This is a genomic window from Natronomonas moolapensis 8.8.11 (assembly GCF_000591055.1).
Lineage (GTDB): Archaea > Halobacteriota > Halobacteria > Halobacteriales > Haloarculaceae > Natronomonas > Natronomonas moolapensis.
In genome coordinates this window covers 931,844-957,219 of sequence record NC_020388.1, presented here as the reverse complement: position 1 = coordinate 957,219, position 25,376 = coordinate 931,844, and the positions used below count along the sequence as shown (strand labels likewise).

The window sequence follows — 25,376 nt, the reverse complement described above, 5'->3', positions numbered from 1 at the left end:
CGCATGGCCGGGGAGCTCAACACGCTGTGGGGGGAGATCGTCGCCGACGAACTCGCGGAGGCCGGCGTCGAAACCGCCGTCATCTGTCCGGGGTCGCGGTCGACGCCGCTGACGGTCGCGCTGTCGGGCCACCCGAATATCGAGGCCGTCTCCCACCTCGACGAGCGCTCGGCCGGCTTCTTCGCGCTCGGCTACGCGAAACGGACGGGTCGACCGGCCCCGGTCGTCTGCACCTCCGGGACCGCGCTTGCGAACCTCCACCCGGCGGTCGTTGAGGCCGACTCGGCGCGGGTCCCGATGGTGCTCTTGACCGCCGACCGCCCGCCGGAGTTGGCCGACAGCGGCGCGAACCAGACGATCGACCAGGAGCGCTTCTACGGCGGGTCGGTTCGGCAGTACCGCAAGCTCCCCGAACCCGAAGCCGCCGACCGGAAACTTCGGTCGCTCCGGACGGCGCTCGCCCGGGCAGTCGCGACCGCGACCGGCGTCCCATCCGGGCCGGTCCACCTGGACGTCCCGTTCCGGAAACCCCTGGAGCCAACCGCGACCGAGGGGGCGGTTCCCGAGGGCGTGCCCGACGGCTCGCTGCCCGAGGGGTTCGACGCCGACGAGCGCCCCGCGGTCGCGGGCCGGAAGGGGTCGTTCGTCGCGGTGACGCGGGGTGAAGCGACGCTTTCGACGGCCGACCGCGACGCGGTCGCCGAGGCAGTCGCGGACGCCGAGGCCGGTCTCGTCGTCTGTGGCCCCGCAGATCGCTCGACTCCGAGTCCGGAGGCGCTGGCCGCGTTCGTCCGAGCAAGTGAGTTTCCGGTCGTGGCCGACCCGCTGTCGGGTCATCGGTTCGGCCCACACACGGGCGACATTCCGGTCTGTGGCGGCTACGACGGCTACGTATCGGTGCTCGAGTCGACGCCGGACGTGGTCGTCCGCTTCGGCGCGTCGCCGACCTCGAAGCCGCTCAGACGCTATCTCCGCGATTCGGGGGCGAGGCAGTTCCTCGTCGATCCCGCCGGCGGGTGGCGGGAGGCGACGTTCGCCGCTACCGATCTCCTCGTCGCCGATCCGACGCGAGTCGCCGCCGACCTCGCCGACGCCGTCGGCCGCGATTCCGGTGCGTTCGCGGCGAAGCTTGCCGACCTCGAGGCCGCCTACTGGTCGTTTGTCGGTGGCGAGGAGCCACCGGAGGGTGCGGTGCTCGCCGACGCTACCGACCTCGCGCCCGATCCCGCGACGCTGTTCGTCTCGAACTCGATGCCGGTCCGGGACCTCGATCGGTTCGGCCGCCCTCGCGAGGCCGAGTTGACCGTCCTCGGCAACCGCGGGGCCTCGGGAATCGACGGAATCACGTCGACGGCGCTCGGCGCTGGGCATGGGACTGACGACCCGCTCGTGCTCGTGACCGGTGATCTCGCCTACTACCACGATATGAACGGGCTGCTCGCAATCGCGCGCGCCGGCGTCGATGCGACGATCGTCTGTCTCAACAACGACGGCGGCGGGATTTTTCATCTCCTGCCGATCGAGGAGCACGAACGCTTCGAGGAGTGGTTCCGAACACCGCACGGTCTCGACTTCGAACACTCGGCGGCCCTCTATGACCTCGCGTTCGCCCGGACGGACGACCGGCGTCGATTCCGGGAGCTGTACGCCGAGTCGGTCGAGACCGACGGGACGCGGGTGATCGAGTACCGCACGGACAGCCGGCGGACCCACGACGACCGCCGCGAACTCGCCGACCGCGCCGCCGAGCGCCTCGGCGGCTGACGTACCGCGAGGGCGAACTGAGCAGACCGGTACTGTCGAGACAAAGAGCCAGCGCTTCCGGGGGCGGCGCCCCGAACAACGGTCCTCAGGCGCTCGCGGTGATGACGTCGCAGTCGAGTTTGCTCCGGAGAAACCCCTCGATATCGGGGTCGTCGATCAGTTGTCGGACCATGCGCCGCCATCGTCCGGCCTGTTTCCGTCCGATAACGACGTAGTCGGCGTCCTCGGCTGCGACTTCATCGAGGATCGTCTCCTCGACCAAGAATCCGGGCCGGACGACGTATCTAGCGCGGTCGAGGCGGCCGAACACCGCCTCGACGGCCGATTTCAGCTCCGCTCTCGTGACCGTCTCGTCGTTTTGATAAAGATTGACGTGTAATACGGTGAGGTCGGCGTCGTGCTCGCTCGTAACTTCGATCGCGCGTTCGAGTGTCGCCCGGGAGTGTCGCGAGAGCGGGTATCTGACGGGCACGACCACGAGCGTCATTACCGGGGGAAGTACGGCCCGCTTCCTGAAGCTTCCGGTCGGTCCGACGGGCGTCACACGCCGGTTCGGACGATGCGTCCGTCGAGGGTCGGGTCGATCCCGACGGTATCGGCGTACTCGATGAGGACCTCGTATTGGGTGTCGAGCCGTTCTACGACGTGCTCGCGTCCCAGCGTCGGGAACTCGATATCGGTCGCGAGCAGGAACGCCGACACCGCGAGGCGGTAGGTGTCGCCGCCGTCGATCGGTGTTCCGGCGACGGTCGCCTCGCACAGTCCGCCGTCGCCGTGGTCATAACGCAGTTCGGCCCCGGAGACGTGGGCGTGCCACCAGTCGGCCTCGCCGAACCCGGGGGTGTCGGCCGCTTCCGCGAATACCGACCGCAGTTCGGAGCCGCCGAGTTCGGCGACCACGAGCGGTTCGTCGAACGGGACGAGACCGACCAGGTCGGCAGCGGTGACCGTTCCGGACAGCGGCGGGCCGGTCCTGATCCCGCCGCTGTTTTGCAGTCCGATCACTGGTGGGTCCGTCCCGAGGGCTTCCGTCGCCGCCCACCGGTAGGCGTCGGCCACGAAGTTCCCGACGCGGCTCTCGCCTCGAAACGCCTCGGCGTCCGTCCGGGCGATCGGCTCAGAGACCCGCCCGACGACGGTGTCGAGGCCGGCTCCCGCGAGCCGCTCTCGGTACCGGGCCGCCAACTCGGCGTCGACGGGGCCGTCGGTGACGTCGTGACGCGTCACCTCGCCGCTCGGGAGATCGATCTCCAACAGCGTCCCGCCGCCGCTTCCGGGGCGGGTAAGCACCGTCTCGCCGATGCGTTCGACCCGTTCGGAGTGGACGTGCCCGCCGAGGACGACGTCGACGTCGCAGGTCGCGGCGAGGCGGTCGTCGTCCCGGCCGAGGTGCGACAGCGCAACGACGCGATCGACGCCGCGCTCGCGGAGCGCCCCGATCGCCTCCCGGGCCGCCGGGATCGGATCGGCGAACGCGAGGTCGCCGTCGTCGCCGATCGACGGCGTGGTCGGGTCGGTCACCCCGAAGAACCCGACTGTCGAACCGCCGGCGGACTCGATGCACCACGGATCGACCCCGGCGAAGGGCTCCCCGCCACGGCGAACGTTCGCAGAGAGCCACCGCTGTGGCGACCGACGGACGATCTCCGCCGTCCGATCGGGGCCGAAATCGAAGTCGTGGTTGCCGAAGGTCTCGACGTCCGGCGAGACGGCTCCGAAGAATTCCAACGCGATCTCTCCCTCCGAAACGAGCGGGAGGACGCCGGGGGCGACGTCGTCGCCGGTGCCGCAGACGAGCGTCCGACCGTCGCGAAGCGACTCGATCGTCCCGGCCAGACCGGCGATCGTCGCCGGGTCGTCGTGGGCGTTCTCGATGTCCGAGTAGTGCAACAACCGCACGCAGGACAGTACGGCGCTCGACGACAAAACCGTATCGTCGCCCGGACGTCCCGTCCCGCCGGGAGGAGAGGACGGCCCCCGCCTCGATGGCGACCGTGAGCGTTTTGTCCGCCGCCGTCACACGTCCGATATGGACGAACGAACCGGCCCCGACGGGGCGACGCTGTATCTCTCTTCGGAGGTCGAAAAGGGCAACAAGGGGTCGTTCCGCGTCGTCTACGCTGATTCGGACGGTGAGCGTCGCTGGGGCTTTTTTTGTACGAACTGTGCCTCCTTCGATACCGCTGTTGACTCGATGGGGCGCATCCAGTGTAACCGCTGTTCGAACTTCCACAAGGCCGAGGAGTGGGACGCTGCCCACGAGTGAGCGCATCGGCCGGAGACGCTTCCAGTAGGCGAGACGCCTGACAGTCCCGGGTTGACGCCGGAATACATATCACACAGTCCAACAAAGAGAGAACAAAGGATGGCCGAAGGAGATGACCAGCCGACGGTTCTTGTCGTCGAGGACGAGCGCGCCCTCATCGAGCTGTACGTTCGGTGGCTGGAGGACGACTACGACGTTCTGACCGCCGACGGCGGCGAAGCGGCGCTCGAGCAGTTCGGGGACGACGTCGACGTCGTGTTGCTCGACCGGCTGATGCCGGGGATGAGCGGCGACGAGGTACTCGAAGAGATCAGAGTCCGGGAGTCCGACTGCAAAGTCGCGATGGTGACAGCAGTCGAGCCCGACTTCGACGTCATCAGTATGGGGTTCGACGACTACCTGACCAAGCCCGTCGAGCGTGGTGAACTCCTCGAAACGGTCGAACGGTTGCTGTCGCGGACGCAGTTCGACGACATCGAACAGGAGCTGTACGCCCTCTCCTCGAAACAGGCGGCGTTGCGGGGCTCGAAGCCGAAAGAAGAACTCGAAGAGAACGAGGAGTTCGCGGAACTGCAGGCCCGGATCGACGAGCTCAGAACCGACCTCGACACGGCGATGCCGGGGATGGGCGACGACGACTTCGTGGCGATGGTCCGCGACATCGAGTCGGACGACCTCGACGAGGGAGCCTCGAACGGAGCGGGTGATGAGCGGTGAGCTACCGTGCGAACGACTTCGGGGACGTGTCGTCGTTCGACGACGGCGTGAGCCTGCTGTTGACCGGTTCGTCGACGGAGACCACAGAGGGCCTACTCGACGTCGTCGCGCCCGCGGCGGACGAACGCGTCGTCGTCATCACGATGAACACCGGTGCCAAGACCGTCGTCAACGAACTCGAACGGCGTGGGGCCGACCGCGATCAGATCGGTATCATCGACTGTACGAACGCCGAGACCGACGTCGAAAGCGTTCCGGTCCGGCATCTGAACTCGCCGGGCGATCTGACTGGCATCAGCCTCGAGTTCGCGAAACTGCTCGGACAGGACGGCGAAAGCGAGTCGGTCCGAGCCCGCGTCGGGGTCGCGTCGGTCTCGACCGCGCTGATGTACACCGAACTCCGGACGATGTTCCGGTTTCTCCACGTCTTCACCGCCAGGATCAGATCCGGAGATATGCTCGGTGTCTTCTCGATGGACCCGACCATGCACAACGAGAAGGCCCACAACACGATCCGTGCGGTGTTCGACTGCGAGGCCGAAATCAGCGACGGGGACGCCTCGGTGTCCGGGACCGGCTACGAGTAGGCTCACATCTCGATCCGTTCGACCAGCCCATCGTCGTCGTGTGTATTGATCGCGACGATTCGGACGTCGTCCTCGATCCCCGAGGCCCGAAGCTTGTGTTTCAGCAGTTCGTCGACCTGATACACCCCCGCGGCGTCGACCATCTCGATTTCGACCATGACGGGGACGTTCTCGCCCGCCCGCAATGAGACGCTGGTGATTGCCCGACTCGAGATGGTGTTGATACCCCGGCCGCCCTCCTCGTACGGGATCCGGGACCGACCGCGCTCCATATCGAGACCGTCTGCGACCCGGACGACGCCGGCTTCCAGCGTCAGTGGCGTCTCCTCTGTGTGGTGACAGAGGATCGCGTGAAGCACTTCACTCTTGAGCCGGACGGCCTCGCCGACGTCGTAGCGGTCGGCTGCGCCGAGGATCCGATCGAGAACGTCCGCCGCCAGCGGGATCGAGTAGTAGGGGTGGTCGTGACGGTGGACGACGTGACCGATGTCGTGGAGCGTCGCGGCGAGCGCGACGACGACGGCCTCGTCGGCCTCCTCGAGTCCCTGCCCGAGCGCACCGTTGAATTCGACGCCTCCCGCCTTCAGAAGGTCGTACAGCCGCAACGCCGCGTCCCGGACGATCTCGACGTGTTTCGTTCCGTGGTCGTTGTACCCCATCCGGGAGACGGGGTTGACGTTCTGTGCCTCAAGATACGCGAGGACCTCCTCGTCGGTTTGGAGGGTCTCGATGACGGCGTTGACCGGGCCGTCGGGGAACGCGTGCTCGGCCTCGGGATCGTACCGCCGGTCACTCCCGTGTGGCGTGTCGCTCATGCGGTCACCGACGGCTGGGGGTGTAAAAAAGGACGTGACAGGTCTTTTGTCCCGACCGTTTCTCCCCGAAGGGATCATCGAGCCGTTTCGGGCCGGGGGCGTCGAAACGTTTCAGGCGTCCTCGGCTGCGGCTTCGAGTTCGTCGTAGTCGGGTTCGACGCCGGGGTCGTCGGAGACCCACGCGTACGTGATCGTGCCGTCGTCGTCTAGGACGAACACGGAGCGTTTGGCGACGCCGGAGATGCCGAGGTCGGCGAAGTCCATGACGACGTCGTAGGCCTCGATGACTTCCTTGTTGGTGTCGCCGACGAGCGGGAAGTTGAGTTCGTTCTGTTCGGCGAACTCGCCGAGCGAGAACGGCGAGTCGATGCTGATGCCGTACAACGACGCACCCGCGTCGGCGAGCGAATCGAGCCGGTCGCGGAGGGTGGTCATCTCGCCGGTGCAGACGCTTGTGAACGCGCCGGGGAAGAACGCGAGCACGACCGGGCCGTCGCCGAGCGTCTCCGAGAGCGTGAACTCGGTGATATCGCCGTCCGGTGTTCGCATCGGTGCCGTGAAGTCGGGTGCGGCATCGCCTTCTCGTACCATACGGTTTCTCACGGCCGGAGGTGATGTGTGCGTTTCGGTTCCGGCCGCGTGGCTGATCCCCGGAGAGCGAACGGTGTCCCGGGGGAAAAGCCTACAAGCACCCCCGCGAAGGTCGATGTATGACACAACCGCTGTTTATCGGTGGCCTGGGTCCGCCCGAGCTGCTGTTGATCGCCGGCGTACTGATCCTGCTGTTCGGAGCTAGCAAGCTCCCGAGACTTGCCCGGTCGATGGGGACGGCGACCGGCGAGTTCAAGAAAGGCCGCGAAGAAGTCGAGGACGAACTCGAGGAGATGCGGGAGGGCGATACCCCGGGGGACGCTGCGGTCGACGCCGACGCAGACCTCGAGGCGGATCGGGACGCCGTCGACAGCGAGACCGAGCGTTCGAGCGCGTAGACCGCTGGACGAGCTCGGTCCTCGCGCCGTCCAGTAGCGAGGAAAAAGCCTATAATCACGACTGAAGTACGCCCAGATAGTGATAGTATCCATGCTTCCGCTCCAGTTCGGGATCCCCGGCGGCCCGGAACTGCTCGTCATCCTGTTGATCGCAGTCCTGTTGTTCGGTGCGAACAAAATCCCGAAACTCGCCCGGTCGACCGGAGAGGCGATGGGCGAGTTCCAGAAGGGTCGCGAGGAAGTCGAACAGGAACTCCAGGAGATGCGCGACGGGCCGACGGCGGACGACGGCTCGCTCGAAGCCGACGAGGAACCGACGGTCGAGGCGGCGACGACCGCCGGCGAAACGACAGCAGGCGGGGCGGAGACGACGGCAGACGGGGACGCCTCCGTCGAGGACGCCGAAATCGAAGACGCCGAAATCGAAGACGCCGAAATCGAAGACGCCGAAATCGAAGACGCCGAAATCGAAGACGCCGAAGCGAACGAGGAGACGAACTGAACGCGCGATCGGTTCGCGTCTGGCGTCGGCACGTATCGGCGCGACGGCAGGCGGGGTCGAGACTATGGGCGTGTGGCCTAGCGGATCAGGGCGAGAGGTTCCTAACCTCTAGATCGCGGGTTCGAATCCCGTCACGCCCGTTCTGCGACGAGCGGACGCGAGGAGCGAACGGGCATGGGGTTCGAATCAGAGAGCAACTTCGCTGCGACCGTGGTTCGAATCCCGCCACGCCCGCTTCGTGGTTCCTCACTTCGTTCGGAACACACTCGCGGGCGTGGCGTAGATCGCGAAGCCGTTGGCTTCGCTCACTCCCGCCACGCCCGCTTCGTCCGGAACACACTCGTTTCGTTCGAGACACACTCGCCTCGTTCGGGACGCACTCGCTTCGTTCGAGACACACTCGTCTCGTTCGGGACGCACTCGTTTCGTTCAGGACGCACTCGCTTCGCCCGGAGCACACTCGTTTCGTTCAGGACGCACTCGCTTCGTTCGAGACGCACTCGCTTCGCCCGGAGCACACTCGCTTCGTTCGAGACGCACTCGCTTCGTTCAGGACGCACTCGCTTCGTTCAGGACGCACTCGCTTCGCCCGGAGCACACTCGCTTCGTTCAGGACGCACTCGCTTCGTTCAGGACGCACTCGCTTCGTTCAGGACGCACTCGCAGCCGTGGCGTAAATCGCGAAGCCGTCGGCTTCGCTCACTCCCGCCACGCCCGATCGTTAAATTGACGCCGTTCGTTTATATATCGGCCCCGGAGACGAAACTGCAAAGACGCGCCCCCCGGAGAGACAAGTATGAAAACGACCGCGAAGGCCCACCCGATCCAGGGCCTCGTCAAATACCACGGGATGCGAAACGAGGAACTCCGGCTTCCGTATCACGACTCGATCTCCGTCTGTACCGCGCCGAGTCACACCACGACGACCGTCGAGTTCGACCCCGACCTGTCGGCGGACCGCTACGTCGTCGACGGCGAGGAACTCGAGGGGCGCGGCGCGGAACGGATCGACAGCGTCGTCGAGTACGTCCGCGAGTTGGCGGGGGTCGAACACCGCGTTCGGCTCGAATCCGAGAACGATTTCCCGACGAATATCGGGTTCGGCTCCTCCTCGTCGGGCTTTGCGGCAGCGGCCGTCGCGCTCGTGGAGGCCGCAGGCCTGGAGATGACGCTGCCGGAGATATCGACGGTCGCCCGCCGGGGTTCGTCCTCGGCGGCGCGGGCGGTCACCGGCGCGTTCTCGCATCTCCGGACAGGACTCGACGACGCGGACTGTCGCTCCGAGCGTATCGAGACCGGGTTGGAGGAGGACCTCCGGATCGTCGCCGCGGAGATCCCGGCGTTCAAACACACCGAGGAGGCGCACAGGGAGGCTGCAGAGAGCCACATGTTCGAGGCCCGGATGGCCCACATCCACGAACAGATCGCGACAATGCGACACACCCTCAGGGAGGGAGACTTCGAGGGCGCCTTCGAGCTCGCCGAACACGACTCGCTGTCGCTGGCGGCCACGACGATGACTGGGCCGGCGGGGTGGGTGTACTGGGAGCCCGAGACCCTCTCGGTGTTCGAGACCGTTCGGGAGCTCCGCGAGGATGGCATACCGGTGTACTTTTCGACGGACACCGGCGCATCGGTGTACGTCAACACGACCGAAGCGCACGTCGACCGCGTCGAGTCGGCGATCTCGGACCTCGGCGTCGGGACCCACGTCTGGTCGGTCGGTGGTCCGGCGTCGGTCCTCGGCACGGACGCGGCCCTGTTTTGATCGCCGCGCGACCAGAGCGCATATGCGGGGGTCGACTCCGGTGGATCGCCCGGAAACAATACCCTAAACAACCCCTGCCCCCGTTTGAATCGATACGTGTCCGCCAGTCTGCTCCCGGTCATCGCGGTCGTCCTCGTTTCGGGACTCGCCGTGCAGTTGCTCGCCCACCGACTGAAGGTTCCGAGCGTCATCTTTTATCTCCTCATCGGCGTCGTGTTGGGTCCCGAACTGTTGGGTCTCCTCACGCTCGATACCTTCGGGGACGGACTGGAGATCATCGTCGGTATCAGCGTGGCGATCATCGTCTTCGAGGGCGCGTTCGCGCTACAGATCGATCGCATCCGGGGCGCCTCGACGGTCTCGTTCCGGCTGGTGACGGTCGGCGCGCTCGTGATGTTCCTCGGTACGGCTGCGGCCGTCCGGTTCTTCGAGGGTGCGTCGTGGGAGATTTCGCTCCTCATCGGCGCGTTGCTCGTCGCGACGGGGCCGACCGTCATTACGCCGATTCTCAACGTCGTGCGGGTCAGAGACCACGTCGCGACCGCCCTAGAGACGGAAGGGATCGTCAACGACGTCACCGCCGCGATCGTCGCCGTGGTCATCTTCGAGACGCTGTTGCTCGACGACCTCGGCGTCCCGGCGACCGTCCTGTCGTTTTTCCAGCGCTTCGGTGTCGGCGTGGGTGCGGGCGTCCTCGCGACGGTCACTATCTACGTCCTGTTACACAGCGACTTCGTTCCGGAGCGAGACGTTCAGGCGTCGCAGTTTCTCGTGTTGGCGGCGGCCGTCGGGGCGTTTGCGGCCGCCGAGGCCGTCGCCGCCGAGGCTGGGATCGCAGCGGCGGCGACGAGCGGGATCATCCTCGGGAACATTGACCTGAAAAACCGCGAGGAGATCGAGCAGTTCACCGAGAACGCAACGGTCATTGTGTTGTCGTTCGTGTTCATTTCGTTGGCGGCGCTGATCGACGTCGACGCGATCCTGCAACTCGGCGTCGGCGCGATCGCGATCGTACTCACGATCATGCTCGTACTTCGGCCGCTGGGGGCGCTCATCGCCACGTTCGGCGTCGAGCGGTTCACGTGGCCCGAGCGTCTGTTCATCGCCGGCGTCGGCCCCCGCGGCATCATCCCGGCCAGCGTGGCGACGCTCTTTGCGATCGAACTGGAGTTGGCGGGTAACGTCGAAGCCGGACAACTCCTCGTGGGGACGGTGTTCGCTGTCATCATCGTGACAGTCGCGGTCGAGGCCGGACTCGCGCGACAGATCGGAGACGCCCTCGGAGTGTCACCAATGCGTACCATAATCATCGGCGGCGGCCGGGTCGGCCGGGCGCTCGCTACACGACTGGAGAACAGAGGCGAGTTCGTCGTCCTCGTCGAGAGCGACGCGGACGAGATAGAGGCGGCCCGGTCGGAAGGTTTTACCGTGTACGAGGGGGACGGCACCGACACGCAGGCACTCCGCAGAGCGGGCATCGAGGACGCAAAGCGGTTCATTACGGCCACCAGAGACGACGACATCAACCTCCTGGCGTGTCAACTCGCCATCACCACGTTCGGCATCGAGGCGGTGTACTCGCAGGTGAACGAGCCGGAGAACGTCGACGCCTTCCGGAGCATCGGCGTGACCGCCGTCGATTCCCCGACCGCGACCGCAGTGGCCATCGACGACGAGATCGAGCGCCCGGCGATTACCCACTGGATGAACGAGTTGGGCGACAGCCACGACGTCCAGGAAGTCGAGGTGACATCGGAGGAGTTCACCGGCAAGAGCATCGAGGAGCTCAACTCGGAGATCCCGGACGGCTGTTTCATCGCTATTGTCAGCCGGGACGGCGAAAACGATGTGCCGTCTGCGGACCGCATCATCGAACACGGCGATCGCCTCACGTTCGTCGGCGATACGGGTGCGGTCAGGCGGGCGATGAACCGGTTCCACCCCCACGATTGAGAGGGGCTCGGACCCCCGGCGGACGTCCGTCTGCCGGGGCGATACGCATACGTGGCCAGGGCGACACGTTCGATCCGTGAGCGAGCACTACGTCGGCAGCGTGGCCCGGGGCGGAGCATGGCTCGCCGTTGCGTACACGGCCGATGGGTTCGACCACGCCGCCGTCTTCGACGGGATCGGCGAGCTTTGGACACACTACGAGGAGTCGGCTGACCGCATCGCGACCGACGTCGCGATCGGCCTCGAGACGGCGAGTGCCCCTCGGCCGAACGAACGGGCGGCCCGGGCGCTGCTCGGCGGCAACGACGCAGTCGTCCCGGCCCCTGTCCGGGAAGCGGCCAAGAAACACCGCTACCGGGCCGCCAACAGGGTCCACGAACGCAAGACTGGGTCGGAACTCCCCCGTCAAGCCTTCGAGCGCGCATCCGTCATCGCCTCCGTCGACGAGTTCCTCGACGCCATCGACGACGCCCGCCCGGTCTTCTTCGAGGCCAACCCGGAGCTGTGTTATCTGGCTTTCGCGGACGACGCCCCGAGCGAACCGTCGGGAATCGCGTCGGGGTACGCAGAACGGATGCGCTCGCTCGCCGGGTTCGACCGCGACGCGCCGCCGACGGTTCAGTCGGTCGCCGAGGCGACCGAGGGGTTTCGGGTCCCGATTCCGGCTGTCCTCGACGCCGTCGCGCTCGGGTTGACCGTGCGTCCCGGCCCCGGATCGCTCCGGTCGCTTCCGGCCGATCCACCGACGGACGAGCGGGGGCTCCCGATGCGATACGTCTACCGAAGCGAGACTGGCCTCTCGGAGTGAACGCGGAAAGCCCGGGGCGGCCGGCGGGTCAGAAGGCGTAGTCGTCGCCCTCGTCGGTTCGGGCGGCGGGGTCCTGCTGGTCGTCGGTCATCTGTGTGAACAGGTCCTCGTCGGGTTCGTCCGTCGTCTCCGCCGGAGCGTACGCCGAAACGCCCATCGAAAGGAGCTCCTCGACCGCCTGTTCGCGGTTGAGAAACTCACCCTGATCGACCAGGCGGGCGATCTCGCTGTCGATTCGGTCGGGCAACGACACTTCCACTTCTGGCATACACCCCCGTTCGGGGTTCAATTATGTAAGCCCTCTGTTCACCCCGAACCCCCCGGCCCGCTCGACGGCCATCGCCACGTTTTCGCGGATGAGACACCCCAGTTGCTCGCCGATAGCGCGGACGCAGACGGGCCGAAAGGCGAACACGGGGTCGGGGTCGACCGATGCACCCGGACCGTCCGGAGGACTCCCGGTATCCGAACGCCCAGAGCGACGCACGAGCGACGGTCCGGAGACGACGAGCGCCCCCACCGACAGTTTTTATATCTTCGTTCCCGGAGTTTGGAACACCGCGCGGGGACCGGGAGGTGGCGGCCGCGTTAGCGCGGACTAGCTAGCGGCGAACGCCTGTCCCGTCGTCCCCGTTGCACCGTACGTTCCGTCTCACAGCTCGCCTCCCCGACTCATCATGGTATTCGACACCCTCGCCGGCGTCCTCGGGACGATCACCGAGGATATTCGGACCGCACGCACGAAAGATCCGGCCGCCAGGAGCGCCGTCACGGTCGCGCTGTTGTACTCCGGCGTCCACGCGGTCTGGGGGTATCGCGTCGCGCACGCCCTGTGGCGCGGTGGCTTTCGGTTCGCCGCTCGATTCGTCTCACAGGCCGGACGCCTGCTCACCGGCGTCGAAATCCACCCGGCCGCAGATATCGGCCGCCGGCTGTTCATCGACCACGGGGCCGGCGTCGTGATCGGCGAGACTGCCGAGGTGGGCGACGACGTCCTCCTGTATCACGGCGTCACGCTCGGCGGCGATTCGATGCGCCGCGAGAAGCGTCACCCGACCCTCGGGGACGGCGTCACCGTCGGCGCGAACGCAACACTGCTCGGCGACATCTCGGTCGGCGAGGCCGCGTCGATCGGGGCCGGAAGCGTCGTCGTTGAGGACGTCCCCCCGGGCGTGACGGCGGCGGGCGTCCCCGCCGAACCAGTCGAAGACGCAGCGCGATCCCGGCGGACGCAGTCCCGGTAGGACGGTCGATCCATCACGACGAGCTTTCATCTGCCGGGCACACCGTCTGGCTGTGAGTCCCTCATACGACGCGCTCGCGACCGACCCCGCGCTCGCCCCGCTATCGAACGACACGGCAGGCTCGAACTCGATCACACCGGGGACGTGTTCCGACGGCTCGCGGTCTCGGTTCTCCGACAACAGTGTCGATAGCGTCCGCGACGGCGACGGAGGAGCGTCTCTTCGATGTGGTCGAGGCGACGCCAACGGCTGATCGGGTCGGTCAGACACCTTCGACCGTCTCGCGGTAGTCGTCGATGCGCCCGTCGGCGTCCCGAACCGCCGCGAGCGCCTCGCTCTCGACGGCCGCCCCGACCTCGTCGAGCGCCCGCTGGATGCGCGCCAACCGCCCGTGGTCTGCGCCCTGTTCGGACTCGGCGAGCCGCGAGAGTTGCGATTCGAGGCCGTCGAGCCGCTCGCGGGCGTCCTCGTCGCCGCACGCCTCGCTCGCCGCCGCGACCGCCGCCGCCGCCTCCGATAGTTCCTCGATCATACGCGGTCGTTGGACGGCTTTATTTAAATGTGTGGCTGTGAACGGAAAGACCGATACCCAACCGGCGGATACCATCGGGTTGTATGAGTCAGAATTTCGGCGTGTATCTGGTCACCGACGCAGGGCTTTCGGCGGGTCGGTCGACGCCCGAGGTCGTTGAGGCTGCGATCGACGGCGGCGTCGATTTCGTCCAGCTCCGCGAAAAGGGGACGAGCGCGCGCGAACGGTACGAACTCGGCCTCGAGCTCCGCGAGACGACGCAGGCCGCCGGCGTGCCGTTGATCGTCAACGACCGGATCGACATCGCCGCCGCGATCGACGCCGACGGCGTCCACTTGGGGGACGACGACCTTCCGGTGTCCGTCGCCCGCGATCGGCTCGGCGGGGACGCGATCGTCGGCCGCTCCGTCTCGACCCCGGCGACCGCCCGCGAGGCGGAGGCGGCGGGCGCGGACTATCTCGGCGTCGGGGCGGTCTTCGGAACGACCTCCAAGGAGACGACGCCGGAGCAATCGAACGTCGGACTCGACCGGGTGCGGGCGGTCCAGGCGGCCGTCGACGTCCCTTTCGTCGGCATCGGCGGCGTCACGACCGAGAACGCCGGATCGGTCGTCGACGCCGGGGCCGACGGCGTCGCCGTCATTTCGGCGATCGCCGGGGCGGACGACCCGGAGGCCGCGACACAGCGACTCGCCGACGCCGTCGAAGGGGTGAGCGCCGATGTCTGACCCAGTCGTCGACGTGGCGGCCGCCCTCGAGGCCATCGGAGCCGCGGAACCGCTCGTCAACTCGGTCACCAACAACGTCACCGTCAACGACGTCGCCAACGTGACGCTGCACTGGGGCGGGTTGCCGGTCATGTCCGACGACGAGCGCGAGGTCGCCGAGATGGTCGCGGCCGCGGACGCCTGTCTGTTGAACATGGGAACCGTCGACGAGGCCGGCGAGGCGACGATGCTCGCCGCAGGCGAGGCGGCCAACGACACCGGCGTCCCCGTAGTCGTCGATCCGGTGGGGATGGGCGCGACCCCGACACGGACACGGGTCGGGACCCGCCTCCTAGAGGAACTCGACGTGACGATCCTGAAGGGCAACCACGCCGAGATTTCGGCGCTCGCGGGCGAGGACGCGGAGGTCCGCGGCGTCGAATCGGTCGGCGAGTACGCCGACGTCGCCGAGGCGGCGCTGTCGTGTGCCCGCGCGTACGACACCGTCGCCGTCGCCTCCGGCGAGACCGACGTCGTCGCCGGGCCGAAGGCGGCCTACGAGGTCTCCGCGGGCGACGAAATGATGAGCCGGGTCGTCGGTACCGGTTGTATGCTCGGCGTGACGCTCGCGACGTTCGGGGCGGGCGTCGGGCTTGAGCGCTCTCTCGAGGCCGCGCTCTCGGGGACCGTCGCGTTCGGGCTGGCGGGCGAACGCGCCGCCGCCGGCGAGTACAACGGCCCGGCGAGCTACCGGATCGCGTTCCTCGACGCGGTCGCGGGGATGCGCTCGGACCCGCCCGAATCGGGGTCCGACCGGGTCGAGCGGGTACTGTCGGTCTGACGGATGGGGGTTGTCGGTCTGGTGGATAGGGGCGTTGTCGGTCTGGTGGATGGGGACGCTGTCGGTCTGGCGGACGAGGTCGGGTACTGTCTATCCGGAGGCGAGGATCCGGCGTGAAACCTATCTTGCTGGCCTGTGAAGCGCCGGTATGAGTACGTACAAGCGCGTCAATTACCACGACATCGATCCCGTCTCCGGCGGGATGCACTTTCTCAGAGAGCCTCTCGACAGCGAGAAGATCGGCGTGACGATCACCCGGTGTGAGCCGAACTGGAAGAGCCGACCGCACGACCACGCCGAGAACGGCCACGAGGAGATCTACGTCCTCATCGAGGGGACGGCAACCGTCGTCATCGACGGCGACCCCGTCGGGATGGAGGAAGGCGATGCGGTCTGGATCCCCCCCGAGGCGACCCGACAGATCCGAAACGACGACGAGGAAGCCGCCTTCGTGTTGGTCAGCGCGCCGGTCTCAATCGAACCGGACGAGGGGGACGCGGAGTGGAGCACGGACGGGTTCGTCGGCTAGACCGGACGGTTCGACTCCGGCGCCGGTCTTGATAATAGCCAGAGTCATTTATATATACTCGGCGGTCATTTATTTACTCCTGACAATCGGCAGTCGTTCGTATATTTCCGGCGATTGTTTATATATTGTCAGCGCCTGAGTATGTATTTCCGGCCGTTATTTATAAGTGGTTGCGCAGGGACCTGAGGTAGTCGTCGGCGTACGCCTGCGTAGATGCCGGGAACGCGCCTGTCGACGGTTCGTTTATAAATAGGCGGCCACTCGACAGACGACGGAACCGACTCGCCGCGAAAGATCGATCCGTGGTGTCAGTACGAGCGGACCTTCGGCTCGTACTCTTTGTTTTCGCCCTCGAGGACGACGGGCTTGTAGTAGAGCTTCGGCGTGCCGTCGTTCCAGGATATCATCGTGTGTTTGAGCCACCCCTCGTCTTTTCGCTCTTGATGTTCGCGCCGCCAGTGGGCGCCGCGGAACTCGTCGCGAGCGAGCGCGCCGAGCGTGATCGTCTCGGCGATGTCGATGAGGTTTCGCGTCTCGATCGTGTGGATGAGGTCGGTGTTGAACGTCCGCGAGGGATCCGAGACGGCAACGTCCTGATACCGCTCGCGGCACTCGCGGATGACCTCAAGGGCCTTCTTGAGTCCCTCTTTCTCCCGGAAGACATTGACGTTCTCGGTCATCGCCGTCTGGAGATCCTCGCGGATCTCGGCGTGGTTCGTGCCGTCGCCCTCGAGCATCTCCTCGATGCGGGTCCGCTCGTGCTCGACGGCGTGCTCGACGACCTCGGTGGGTTCGACCATCGCGCCGTCGGCGGCGACGTCGCCGTCGGTCGAGTCGAGCGCGCCCGGCTCGACCGGCGTGTCGAGACCCTCTTCGGGTTCGCTCTCCGCGGAGGGACCGATCGGGACCTCGGCCTCCCCGAGGTCGCGCCCGGCGGCGTGGTGGCCGGCTCGCGCGCCGAAGACGATGAGCTCCGGCAGCGCGTTGCCGCCGAGCCGGTTCGAGCCGTGGACCGAAGCGCAGGCGCACTCGCCGGCGGCGTACAGCCCGTTGACGCACGTCTCGCCGTGCTCGCTCGTCTCGATGCCGCCCATGTGGTAGTGCTGGCCGGGCTTGACCGGCATCGGCTCCTCGACAGGGTTGACGCCCTCGAAGTCCTCCGCGAGGTGAATGATGTTCTCGAGGCGGTCGTAGATGCGCTCCTCGCCAAGGTGACGCATATCGAGGTAGACGTACTCGTCGTTGATCCCGCGGCCCTCGTTGACCTCGGTCAATTCGGCGCGCGAGACCACATCACGGGAGGCGAGTTCGCCGGCGTTGTTCGCGTAGCCGTGTTCGAACATGAATCGCTCGCCCTCGCCGTTATACAGGATGCCGCCCTCGCCCCGGACGCCCTCGGAGATGAGCACACCTGTCGAGGGCAGCGTCGTCGGGTGGAACTGGACGAACTCCATGTCCTCGACCGGAACGCCCGCACGGTACGCCATCGCCGGCCCGTCGCCGGTGTTGGCGACCGCGTTCGTGGTGTGATCGAAGACCTGCCCGTCGCCACCGGTGGCGAGGATGACGCCGTTCCTCGCACGGAAGCCGGCGACATCGCCGGACTTGATGTCGTAGGCGACGCAGCCGTGACACTCCCGGTCTTCGGGATCGTCGTGGTCCGTGACGGCCAGTTGGCTGACGTAGAACTCGTCGTAGACCTGGATGCCCCGTTTGACGACCTGCTCGTACATCGTGTGCAGCAGGTGATGACCCGTCTCGGCCCCGGCGTATGTCGTCCGGGGGAACGAGAGCCCGCCGAAGGGGCGCTGTGAGACGCGTCCGTCGTCCTCCCGCGAGAAGGGCATCCCCCAGTGTTCGAGCTGGATGACTTCCTCGGGGGCGTCCTGGGCGAGCGTTTCGATGGCCGGGGCGTCACCGAGGTAGTCGGACCCCTTCATCGTGTCGTAGGCGTGCAGCTCCCAGTCGTCGCCGTCCCGCAAGGCCGCGTTGATACCGCCCTCGGCGGCGCCCGTGTGCGAGCGAACCGGGTGTAGTTTCGTGACCATCGCCACGTCCGCGCCCTCCTCGTCGGCCGCGATAGCGGCTCGGAGGCCGGCGCCGCCTGCGCCGACGACGATCACATCGTGTTCGTGTATTGTCATGGTATTATGTTGGGTTTTGAACGACTTATGGCTACTGCTACCAGAATTTCAGGTTGCTCTTGACGGCCTCGCGTTTGAGCTCTTGGATATGCTCGGTCAGGGGGATGTCCTTCGGGCACACCTCGGTACAGGAGAACTGCGTCTGACAGCGCCAGACGCCGTGTTCCTGTTCGATGATATTGAGCCGGTGTTCTTTCATTTCCTCGCCCTCGCGTTCGTCCATCGCAAAGCGATACGCCTTGTTGATGGCGGCGGGGCCGAGGTACTCGTTGTCGCCCGCGGCGATGTTACACGAAGACATACACGCGCTACACCAGATACAGCGCGTGGACATCTTGACCTTCTCGCGGTTCTCGCGGGTCTGTCGTTGCTCTTCGCCCTCGGGGAGGTCGTTCGTCTGGAAGTACGGCTCGACGGCCTCCATCTGCTCGTAAAAGTGCTCCATGTCGACGACGAGGTCCTTGACGACCTCGGCGTGCGGGAGCGGTTCGATCCGGACCGGCCACTCGAGATCGACCATCTGCGTCTTGCAGCCGAGCCGCTGTGCCCCGTTGACGAACAGCGCGTCGGAGCCACAGATCGCCTGCCGGCAGGAGTGTCGGAACGTGAGACTCGAATCGAAGTGATCCCGGGCGTAGATCAGCGAGTCCAGCACCGTCATCCCCTTTGTGAACGGCACCTCGAAGGTGTCGAAGCGGGGGTCTTTTTTTCCCTCCACCTCGGGATCGTAGCGGAACACCTTGATCCGGACCGTCTCGTCGGTCTCCGAGAGGTCCGTCTCGGCGCGCTCGCGCATTCCGGCGCGCTCGCGCTTCTCGGAGAGCCGTCGCTCTTGGTGCTCGGACGTCTCTTCGGTCTCGGTCTCGCTTTCGCGCTCTTGGACTTGTGTACTCATGATCAGAACAACCCCGTCATGGCGCTCGCGACGCGGGTCCCCTGCACGACGAGGAGCGTTCCCGCGGCGACGAGTGACCACTTGACGACGGTCTTTTGGGTGCCGTCGAGACCCTGGTTGACGAGAGCGTTGTAGACGCCGTTGACGCCGTGGAAGGCGGCGGTCACGAGGAACAACACCATCGTGGAGAAGTAGCCGACCTGGCTCATCCGGACCTGTGTTCCGGCGAACGTGATGTCGGCCGCGTGGTTGACGAAGTGCAACAGCAGGAAGTGATACGCCAACACGACGACCAAAAACGCGGCCGTGATTCGCTGGAGCAGCCACCGCGTCCCCTTCGGCTCGAACGATGAATAGTGTTCGGCCATCTCAGAACGCCCCCACGAGGAACGTCGGGATGCTCGCGACCGTAATGGCCGCGGTCGCTATCAGTGCGGCGTAAAACGCCTTGTCCTGTGACTCTATCCCGACACCCAAGTCGACGAACAGCAGGCGGACGCCGTTGAGGATGTGGAAGGCGGCGACCGCGAGCAGTCCGACCTCGAGGAATCGGACGAGAAGCAGGCTCTCGAGCCCCTGGAGCGTCTGTGTGTAGGTCGCCCCGTCCACGGTGGCGGTGCTCAACACCGCCACGTGGGTAAAGAGGTAGCCGATGAGCACCCAGCCGGTGAACTTGTGAAAGATCCAAGCCCACATGCCGGCGGAGAACTCCTGCCACCGCCCGAAGTCCTCTATCAGACCTCGGTCGTACGATTGACTCATGCACGCTATGGTGGGTACCCCGGTGGTATAGTAGTTACTACCTGCGAACGTGTCGTGGGCCTTTGTACGAACCGCTCGCGGGTGTTCGCCGGCGTTTTCCGATGACCGCGGCGGCGAGAGCGCCCCCGCGCTCGGGGGTTGGCGGCGGCGACGGCGATCGAGTATATAAAACTATTAAAAAGGTTGTTATTCGTGCGCACAGTGATACCGGCGGAACGCCCGGAGCGTCGACTCGTCGAGCGCGACGAGGTGACACAGCGGGTTGCCGGGGTAGACGAGGGGGTTCTCGAGGACACCGACGAGGACGCCGCTAAAGGGCGCTTCGACGGTCGTCGCATCGGTTTTGAACGGGTTGGTGATCGTACAGACGGCCTCGCCCGCCTCGACGAGCGCGCCGCGGTCGTAATGCATCTCGACGAGGCCGCCGGCGTCGGCCCGGAGCCACGTCTTTTGCTCGGACGCGTCGATAACGGTCCGCCACCCGGGCCATTTCACTGTCTCCGTCGCCGACATCCCGAATTCGGCCATCACCGACAGGACGCCCTCCAGCGCCGCGTCGATGAGCGGCCGCTGGAAGCGGTGGGCCTCGCCCAACTCGACCGTGACCGTCGAGGTGCCCGCCTCGCTCGCTTCCCGCCGCAACGACCCACTCGGTCCCTGCCCCGCGATGACGACGTTCGAAGCGAACGCGTTTGCGACCCTGGCGACCGGGGGATCGCTCATGTCCGCGCGGACGTGAAGCATATTCGTCCGCCCCCGCGTCGAGGTGTGAAAGTCCAGCCCGATGTCGCAGGGCTCGATGAAGTTCTCGAACACCCGGGCGGCGATCCGCTTTGCGCTCGTCGTCGAGTCGTCGCCCGGGAACGACCGGTTGAGGTCGCGGTCGTAGATCGGCAAGTACCGCTGTTGGGCGATAAACCCCGGGACGTTGAGGACCGGAAGACAGACCAACGTTCCACGGAGCCCGGAGTGATCCCACTCGTGGGCGACCTCCCGGACGATCTCGATTCCGTTGAGTTCGTCGCCGTGGGCCGCCGCGGTCAGACAGAGCGTCGGCCCCTCGCGCTCGCCGTTGATGATCGTAACGGGGATCCGGACGGGGTCGCCGAGGTACGTCTCGCTGACAGTAAAACGGAACTCCTGCGTCTCGCCGGGACCGACCGCGCCGCCGTCGTACGTAAATCTCTCCGACACACCCGAGCCACGACGCGACGGGGTATAAATACGCCGTCCGTCGCGAAGGGACACGCATCGGTACGTATCGATACGCTATCGGCCACGGAGCGACGCCGGGGAACTCGTGGATCGGCAGCGTTTTGCCGAAACCGCCCACAGCCGACGTATGCCCGATCCGCTCACCGTCGGCGTTCTCAGCCTCCACAGTTCCAAGGAGACGAAAGCGATACTCAACGCCGTCGACGACCTCGGCCACGACACCGCGTGGCTCCGCGCCGAAAACACCGCCGTCGACATCGCCGATGGGGTCGTAACGCTCGAACCCGACGTGGACATCGTCGTCAACCGGCTGTTGCTCTCGAAGGAAGAACAGCCCGCGGAGGGGCTCGGGCTGGCAACGATGCTCGACCGCATCCGTCCGGTGTTGAACACGCCGACTGCGACGATGACCGCGATGCACAAATTCGCTTCCGGGACCGCCCTCGCGGAGGCGGGACTGCCCGTTCCCGACGCTCTTATGGCACTCTCGGGGGAAATACTGAACGCCCGGCGCGACCGATTCGGCGACGAGGTCGTCTACAAGACCGCGATCGGCACCCACGGCGGCGGCACCTGGAAACTCGACACCGACGATCACATCAACCCGATGGTCGGCTCGCGGCAGGCGTTCCTCCAGGAACTCATCGAACACGACGAAAAACGCCACCACGACCTCCGGATCTACGTCGTCGGCGAGCGGATCGTCGGCGCGATGAACCGCTACGCACCGGACGGCGAGTGGCGGACGAACGTCGCCTTGGGCGGCCGCGTCGAGAACGTGACCGACGAGTTGCCCGAGGCGGCCGCGACGATGGCCAAGCGGGCGACGGACGAGATCGGCCTCGACTACGCGGGCGTCGACATCGTCGAGGGCGAGGACGGCTACTACATCCTCGAAGTCAATCCGACGGCCGGGTTCCGGGGGCTGTTCGAGGCGACCGGCCGCTCGCCCGCGCCCCACATCGCCAGACTGGCTATCGAGCGAGCGGGCGGCGAGGTCGACCCCGGGCGCGTCCACGACCTGACGGCGAACCTCGGCGACTCGCGGCCGGCGTGTATGCCGAAACCCGAGGCGTCGGTCCCGACGGAGACGCCGGTGATCGGCTACGTCGAGGAAGTCGTCGTCATGGGGACGAGCGGCCAGCGGAGCGTAATGGCGAAATCCGACACCGGCGCGACGCGGACGAGTATCGACGCCCACCTCGCCGCCGAGATCGGCACCGGCCCGATAAAGGACATCGTCAAGATCAAATCCGGGAGTGTCAAGTCCGGCCGGTCGCGCCCGGTCGTCGATCTGGTCGTCGGCATCGGCGGCAAACAACACACCGTCACGGCGAGCATCGAGGACCGCGGGCACATGGAGTATCCGCTGCTTTTGGGCCGGGACATCCTCGAACACTACCACGTCGACGTTCGCCGGCAGGCCGACGAGAGCGAACCGCTGGCGCTCGACGAGACGACGCTCGAGGAGTGACGCGACCGGTCGGTGTCGGGCGCTTCCCTCGAACATAATCGTTGATATACCTGCCCCACAACCGTGCAAGGAAATGGTCGACCCGACATCGGATCTCGGCGAGGACGTAACGGAAGACACGGCGCCGCGCTGTGCGGTGTGCTCGGAGCCGATCGTGAACGAACCCACCCACCAGGTCCTCACGCGCGTCAAGGAAGGATCGGTCTCGACAGTGCACTTTTGTACGTCGGCGTGCCGGTCGGAGTGGAGCGAGTGAACGTGTCGTCGGCCCGATCGAGTCCGTCGCCGGGCACCGTGAGTTCCCCTCCGGCGAATGCCATACTATTATCATTGTCCGTGAAGTACGGGCGGATATGACCCAACAGGACGATGGTGTCGAGGAACTGATGTCGTCGCCGGTCGAAACCGTGTCGGAAGGAACCACGATGGCCGACGCCGCACGGAGACTGAGCGAGAAGAGCATCGGGTCGCTCGTCGTCGGCGACGACCGACTCCTCGGAATCGTCACCGAGTCCGACGTGGTCGCCGCGGTCGGCCAGGGGCTCAGCCCCGAAACGCCGGTCGGCGAGTTGATGTCCGATCCCGTCGTCACGGTTCGCCGGAGCGAATCCGTCCGAACCGCGGCCGAGCGGATGGGTCACAACGGCGTCAAGAAACTCCCCGTCGTCGACGGTGGCCAGGCTGTCGGGATCATCACGACGACCGACCTCGCGCTCCACCTCCCGGATTATCAGGTGAACATGGCCCATCAGGCCGAGGCCGACATCGTCGACGGCGAGTGGGAGTAAGCTACTACAATTCTCAGTAGTCTCCGAGCACCCCGAGCCGCCGCGCCCGCCGGGTCGCGTACTGGAAGACAAGGTAGCCGAGGGCGAGGTAGCCGACCGAGACGGCGACGAGCAACCCGAGGTCGAAGGGAGCGAACTCCCAGAGCCGGACGCCGTCGACCATCGCCCGCTGAAGCAGCGCGCTCCCGTGGGCCAGCGGTAGGACCCGGGTCCACGGGGCGTCGAACACCGGGGCGGAGACGAGGACGACGAAGCCGAACTGCAGCAGGTTGAGCCAGTTGCCGATTCGTTTATACAGGACCGTGACGCCGCCGGCCGCGAACCCGAGGCCGAGAACCGACGTGATCGAGAGCCCGGCGACGGCGACGATAGTGATCGGATCGAGACTCAGCGTCGTTCCGGTCACGAGCAACATCACGGCGAGGATGACAGTCGAAAGCAGGAACGTTCGAACGACCTTCGCGACGCCTTTCAACAGCGCGACCGGCGCGAAGCCGAACGGGGTGGTGACGTGTCGCTCTAGGGTTCCCCACTGAACCTCGCTTGCGATATCGTTTGAAACCGAGGAGTAGGCCCCGACGGACAGCGTCCAGAGAAAGTAGCCGACGACGATGCCCTCGATCGAGTCGGCGAGTGCCTCCCCGGCCAGCAGCCGGCCACCGTAAAAAAGCAGCGCGAAAAAGAACACCGAGACGACGACGCCGCCGACGGCGTTAGCCGGGTACCGGACGAAGATCAGGAGTTCGCGATACAGGACGGCCCGCACCAGGTGGTAGTACGTCGCACGGCGCGGCGTCTCTCGGAGGGCCGTCCCGCCGGGCGCCCCGTCGGTCCGCCGGTCGGTGTGGCGGTCGGAATCGGGAGGGCTCACCGCTGTCGTTCCACCGCGGCGGTCGCTTCGTGTCGTTCCGTTTCGGGTTCCGTCATATCGACGAACACGTCCTCCAGGTCGGGGCGACGCGTTCGGACGTCGTCGATCCTGACGCCGGCCTCGCGGAGGTGGTCCATCAACGCGTACAGTTCATCCCCGTCGGCCGCCACCTCGATCCGGGTCCGCCCCCCGGTCTCGGCCGGCGTGACGGACTGAACCTCGAAGCGCTCGTCGAGCGCCACGAGGGTGCGCTCCTCGAAGTCCGGGCTTGCGACCTCGACGACGTCGGCGCTCGCGCGGGAGACGAGGGCGGCTACGGCGTCGTCCGCCAGTATTCGGCCGTCGGCCACGACGATCACCCGATCACAGACAGCCTCAACGACGTCCATGTCGTGGCTGCTGAGCACCACGGTGAGGTCGTCCTCGTCGGCCAGCCTACGGAGTTCTCGCCGGAGGGTCCGCGAACTCTCGACGTCCAACCCGAGCGTCGGCTCGTCGAGGAACACGAGCTTCGCCCCGCCGGCGAGGACGCTCGCCAGCGAGACTTTCTGTTTCATCCCCCGCGAAAGCTCCCGGACGGGTGTGTCCGCCTTTTCGGCGAGGCCGAGTCGGTCGAGAAGCCGGTCGTGACGGGCGGCGACAGAGTCGGGGTCGACGCCGCCGATCGTCGCGAAGTAACGGAGATTCTCCCGCACTGTGAGCCGCCAGTAGTCGTTTCTGGCCCCCTCGAGCATCGCGTCGATGTCGGCGTACGCCGCCCGCCGATCCGATGCCGCGTCGACCCCGAACAGCCGCACCGTCCCCGAGTCGGGGACGACCGTCCCGAGGATCGATTTTATCAGCGTCGTCTTGCCGGCGCCGTTAGGACCGAGCAGTCCGACGACCGAACCGCGATCGACGGCGAAGCTCACGTCGTCGACGGCGACGACGGCATCGTCGCCGTCCCCGAAGGACTTCGAGATGTCGTCGACAGCGAGGGCAGGAGCGTCTGGACGGGGCGCGCTCTCGTCGGTGTCCGCTCGCCGACGCCTTCGTCCGTCGTCTGCTGTGTCGCCGCCCGCTTCGTCGTCGTGGGTTCCGTCGTCGGTTGGAGCGGCCCCGGTGCCCGCCCGCTCGCCGGCCGACACGCGTTCTGCCATGCCGGAATAGACGTGTCGGAGCCACATAAGTCGTGTCCGGCGGCCCAGTTGCCCGGACCACCGCGG

General features: G+C 66.3%; 28 protein-coding genes, 1 tRNA gene and 1 pseudogene. 17 read left to right on the top strand and 13 right to left on the bottom strand.

What is annotated here, in order from left to right:
* The first annotated feature begins 3 nt into the window (after positions 1-3).
* Positions 4-1,764 carry a 2-succinyl-5-enolpyruvyl-6-hydroxy-3-cyclohexene-1-carboxylic-acid synthase gene (gene menD, locus NMLP_RS04790; RefSeq protein ID WP_015409004.1) on the top strand — a complete coding sequence of 587 codons (1,761 nt, stop codon included), beginning with the start codon at positions 4-6 and terminating at the stop codon, positions 1,762-1,764.
* Between the two features lie 85 nt (positions 1,765-1,849).
* On the opposite strand, the gene NMLP_RS04785 is transcribed toward menD, so the two are convergent.
* Complete coding sequence (locus NMLP_RS04785; protein ID WP_015409003.1) at positions 1,850-2,251, bottom strand: universal stress protein; 402 nt, start codon at positions 2,249-2,251, stop codon at positions 1,850-1,852.
* A 53-nt stretch (positions 2,252-2,304) separates the two neighbouring features.
* On the bottom strand, positions 2,305-3,663 hold the full coding sequence (locus tag NMLP_RS04780; protein WP_015409002.1) for a bifunctional metallophosphatase/5'-nucleotidase: 1,359 nt from the start codon (positions 3,661-3,663) through the stop codon (positions 2,305-2,307).
* Between the two features lie 130 nt (positions 3,664-3,793).
* Here NMLP_RS04780 and NMLP_RS04775 point away from each other — a divergent pair, with 130 nt between their 5' ends.
* From NMLP_RS04775 to NMLP_RS04765, 3 genes are all read left to right on the top strand, one after another.
* Entirely contained in the window at positions 3,794-4,030 is a 237-nt protein-coding gene (locus tag NMLP_RS04775) for a DUF5816 domain-containing protein (RefSeq protein WP_015409001.1), read from the top strand.
* Between the two features lie 99 nt (positions 4,031-4,129).
* On the top strand, positions 4,130-4,747 hold the full coding sequence (locus NMLP_RS04770; RefSeq protein WP_015409000.1) for a HalX domain-containing protein: 618 nt from the start codon (positions 4,130-4,132) through the stop codon (positions 4,745-4,747).
* Positions 4,744-5,334, top strand: coding sequence for a DUF7504 family protein (locus tag NMLP_RS04765; RefSeq protein WP_015408999.1), 591 nt, complete (start codon positions 4,744-4,746; stop codon positions 5,332-5,334). The genes NMLP_RS04770 and NMLP_RS04765 overlap by 4 nt, the downstream gene beginning before the upstream one ends.
* Before the next feature lie 2 nt (positions 5,335-5,336).
* On the opposite strand, the gene NMLP_RS04760 is transcribed toward NMLP_RS04765, so the two are convergent.
* Positions 5,337-6,149, bottom strand: a complete 813-nt coding sequence (locus NMLP_RS04760) for an HD domain-containing protein (RefSeq protein WP_015408998.1) — start codon at positions 6,147-6,149, stop codon at positions 5,337-5,339.
* A 111-nt stretch (positions 6,150-6,260) separates the two neighbouring features.
* Positions 6,261-6,740 (bottom strand): redoxin domain-containing protein, encoded by a 480-nt coding sequence (locus tag NMLP_RS04755; protein WP_015408997.1) that lies wholly within the window; start codon positions 6,738-6,740, stop codon positions 6,261-6,263.
* Between the two features lie 119 nt (positions 6,741-6,859).
* Between NMLP_RS04755 and NMLP_RS04750 the strand changes: the two genes are divergently transcribed.
* The 6 genes and pseudogenes from NMLP_RS04750 to NMLP_RS04725 all read left to right on the top strand — a co-directional run bounded on the left by NMLP_RS04750 (position 6,860) and on the right by NMLP_RS04725 (position 12,169).
* Positions 6,860-7,138, top strand: a complete 279-nt coding sequence (locus tag NMLP_RS04750; RefSeq protein WP_015408996.1) for a twin-arginine translocase TatA/TatE family subunit — start codon at positions 6,860-6,862, stop codon at positions 7,136-7,138.
* A 91-nt stretch (positions 7,139-7,229) separates the two neighbouring features.
* A pseudogene (gene tatA / locus NMLP_RS15810) lies at positions 7,230-7,419 on the top strand (twin-arginine translocase TatA/TatE family subunit); the annotation flags it as partial.
* Positions 7,420-7,706: 287 nt separating this feature from the next.
* Positions 7,707-7,780 (top strand) — tRNA-Arg (locus NMLP_RS04740).
* A 656-nt stretch (positions 7,781-8,436) separates the two neighbouring features.
* Positions 8,437-9,408, top strand: coding sequence for a phosphomevalonate decarboxylase MvaD (gene mvaD, locus NMLP_RS04735; RefSeq protein ID WP_015408994.1), 972 nt, complete (start codon positions 8,437-8,439; stop codon positions 9,406-9,408).
* A gap of 96 nt (positions 9,409-9,504) precedes the next feature.
* Complete coding sequence (locus NMLP_RS04730) at positions 9,505-11,361, top strand: Kef-type transport system (RefSeq protein WP_015408993.1); 1,857 nt, start codon at positions 9,505-9,507, stop codon at positions 11,359-11,361.
* Positions 11,362-11,437: 76 nt separating this feature from the next.
* Entirely contained in the window at positions 11,438-12,169 is a 732-nt protein-coding gene (locus NMLP_RS04725) for a DUF429 domain-containing protein (RefSeq protein WP_015408992.1), read from the top strand.
* 28 nt (positions 12,170-12,197) lie between these two features.
* Here NMLP_RS04725 and NMLP_RS04720 read toward each other — a convergent pair whose 3' ends face one another.
* Entirely contained in the window at positions 12,198-12,437 is a 240-nt protein-coding gene (locus tag NMLP_RS04720; protein ID WP_015408991.1) for a DUF7120 family protein, read from the bottom strand.
* Between the two features lie 409 nt (positions 12,438-12,846).
* On the opposite strand from NMLP_RS04720, the gene cysE reads away from it, so the two are divergent.
* Entirely contained in the window at positions 12,847-13,413 is a 567-nt protein-coding gene (gene cysE, locus NMLP_RS04710) for a serine O-acetyltransferase (RefSeq protein ID WP_015408989.1), read from the top strand.
* A 262-nt stretch (positions 13,414-13,675) separates the two neighbouring features.
* On the opposite strand, the gene NMLP_RS04700 is transcribed toward cysE, so the two are convergent.
* Complete coding sequence (locus NMLP_RS04700) at positions 13,676-13,945, bottom strand: DUF7553 family protein (protein ID WP_015408988.1); 270 nt, start codon at positions 13,943-13,945, stop codon at positions 13,676-13,678.
* Positions 13,946-14,028: 83 nt separating this feature from the next.
* Here NMLP_RS04700 and thiE point away from each other — a divergent pair, with 83 nt between their 5' ends.
* From thiE to NMLP_RS04685, 3 genes are all read left to right on the top strand, one after another.
* Positions 14,029-14,673, top strand: a complete 645-nt coding sequence (gene thiE, locus NMLP_RS04695) for a thiamine phosphate synthase (protein ID WP_015408987.1) — start codon at positions 14,029-14,031, stop codon at positions 14,671-14,673.
* Positions 14,666-15,493, top strand: a complete 828-nt coding sequence (thiM, locus tag NMLP_RS04690) for a hydroxyethylthiazole kinase (RefSeq protein ID WP_015408986.1) — start codon at positions 14,666-14,668, stop codon at positions 15,491-15,493. Before thiE ends, thiM begins: the two co-directional genes overlap by 8 nt.
* Before the next feature lie 148 nt (positions 15,494-15,641).
* Positions 15,642-16,022, top strand: coding sequence for a cupin domain-containing protein (locus NMLP_RS04685; protein ID WP_015408985.1), 381 nt, complete (start codon positions 15,642-15,644; stop codon positions 16,020-16,022).
* Between the two features lie 308 nt (positions 16,023-16,330).
* On the opposite strand, the gene NMLP_RS04680 is transcribed toward NMLP_RS04685, so the two are convergent.
* From NMLP_RS04680 to NMLP_RS04660, 5 genes are all read right to left on the bottom strand, one after another.
* On the bottom strand, positions 16,331-18,160 hold the full coding sequence (locus NMLP_RS04680; RefSeq protein WP_049926681.1) for an FAD-binding protein: 1,830 nt from the start codon (positions 18,158-18,160) through the stop codon (positions 16,331-16,333).
* Positions 18,161-18,203: 43 nt separating this feature from the next.
* Positions 18,204-19,061 carry a succinate dehydrogenase/fumarate reductase iron-sulfur subunit gene (locus NMLP_RS04675; protein WP_015408983.1) on the bottom strand — a complete coding sequence of 286 codons (858 nt, stop codon included), beginning with the start codon at positions 19,059-19,061 and terminating at the stop codon, positions 18,204-18,206.
* A gap of 2 nt (positions 19,062-19,063) precedes the next feature.
* Positions 19,064-19,429, bottom strand: a complete 366-nt coding sequence (locus NMLP_RS04670) for a succinate dehydrogenase hydrophobic membrane anchor subunit (protein WP_015408982.1) — start codon at positions 19,427-19,429, stop codon at positions 19,064-19,066.
* A gap of 1 nt (position 19,430) precedes the next feature.
* The gene (gene sdhC / locus NMLP_RS04665; RefSeq protein ID WP_015408981.1) at positions 19,431-19,823 is read right to left on the bottom strand and encodes a succinate dehydrogenase, cytochrome b556 subunit; all 393 of its coding nucleotides are present in this window, start codon (positions 19,821-19,823) and stop codon (positions 19,431-19,433) included.
* Between the two features lie 186 nt (positions 19,824-20,009).
* On the bottom strand, positions 20,010-21,017 hold the full coding sequence (locus NMLP_RS04660) for a succinylglutamate desuccinylase/aspartoacylase family protein (protein WP_015408980.1): 1,008 nt from the start codon (positions 21,015-21,017) through the stop codon (positions 20,010-20,012).
* Between the two features lie 148 nt (positions 21,018-21,165).
* Between NMLP_RS04660 and NMLP_RS04655 the strand changes: the two genes are divergently transcribed.
* From NMLP_RS04655 to NMLP_RS04645, 3 genes are all read left to right on the top strand, one after another.
* Positions 21,166-22,512 (top strand): RimK family alpha-L-glutamate ligase, encoded by a 1,347-nt coding sequence (locus NMLP_RS04655; RefSeq protein ID WP_015408979.1) that lies wholly within the window; start codon positions 21,166-21,168, stop codon positions 22,510-22,512.
* Positions 22,513-22,585: 73 nt separating this feature from the next.
* On the top strand, positions 22,586-22,768 hold the full coding sequence (locus NMLP_RS04650; protein WP_015408978.1) for a DUF7576 family protein: 183 nt from the start codon (positions 22,586-22,588) through the stop codon (positions 22,766-22,768).
* 97 nt (positions 22,769-22,865) lie between these two features.
* On the top strand, positions 22,866-23,300 hold the full coding sequence (locus NMLP_RS04645; protein WP_015408977.1) for a CBS domain-containing protein: 435 nt from the start codon (positions 22,866-22,868) through the stop codon (positions 23,298-23,300).
* Between the two features lie 13 nt (positions 23,301-23,313).
* Here the strand turns inward: NMLP_RS04645 and NMLP_RS04640 are convergent, their stop codons facing one another.
* Together NMLP_RS04640 and NMLP_RS04635 are read right to left on the bottom strand one after the other, a co-directional pair.
* A complete protein-coding gene (locus NMLP_RS04640) occupies positions 23,314-24,171 on the bottom strand; it encodes an ABC transporter permease (protein WP_015408976.1) in 858 nt (285 codons plus the stop codon).
* A complete protein-coding gene (locus NMLP_RS04635) occupies positions 24,168-25,310 on the bottom strand; it encodes an ABC transporter ATP-binding protein (RefSeq protein WP_084260782.1) in 1,143 nt (380 codons plus the stop codon). Before NMLP_RS04635 ends, NMLP_RS04640 begins: the two co-directional genes overlap by 4 nt.
* Between the last annotated feature and the right edge of the window lie 66 nt (positions 25,311-25,376).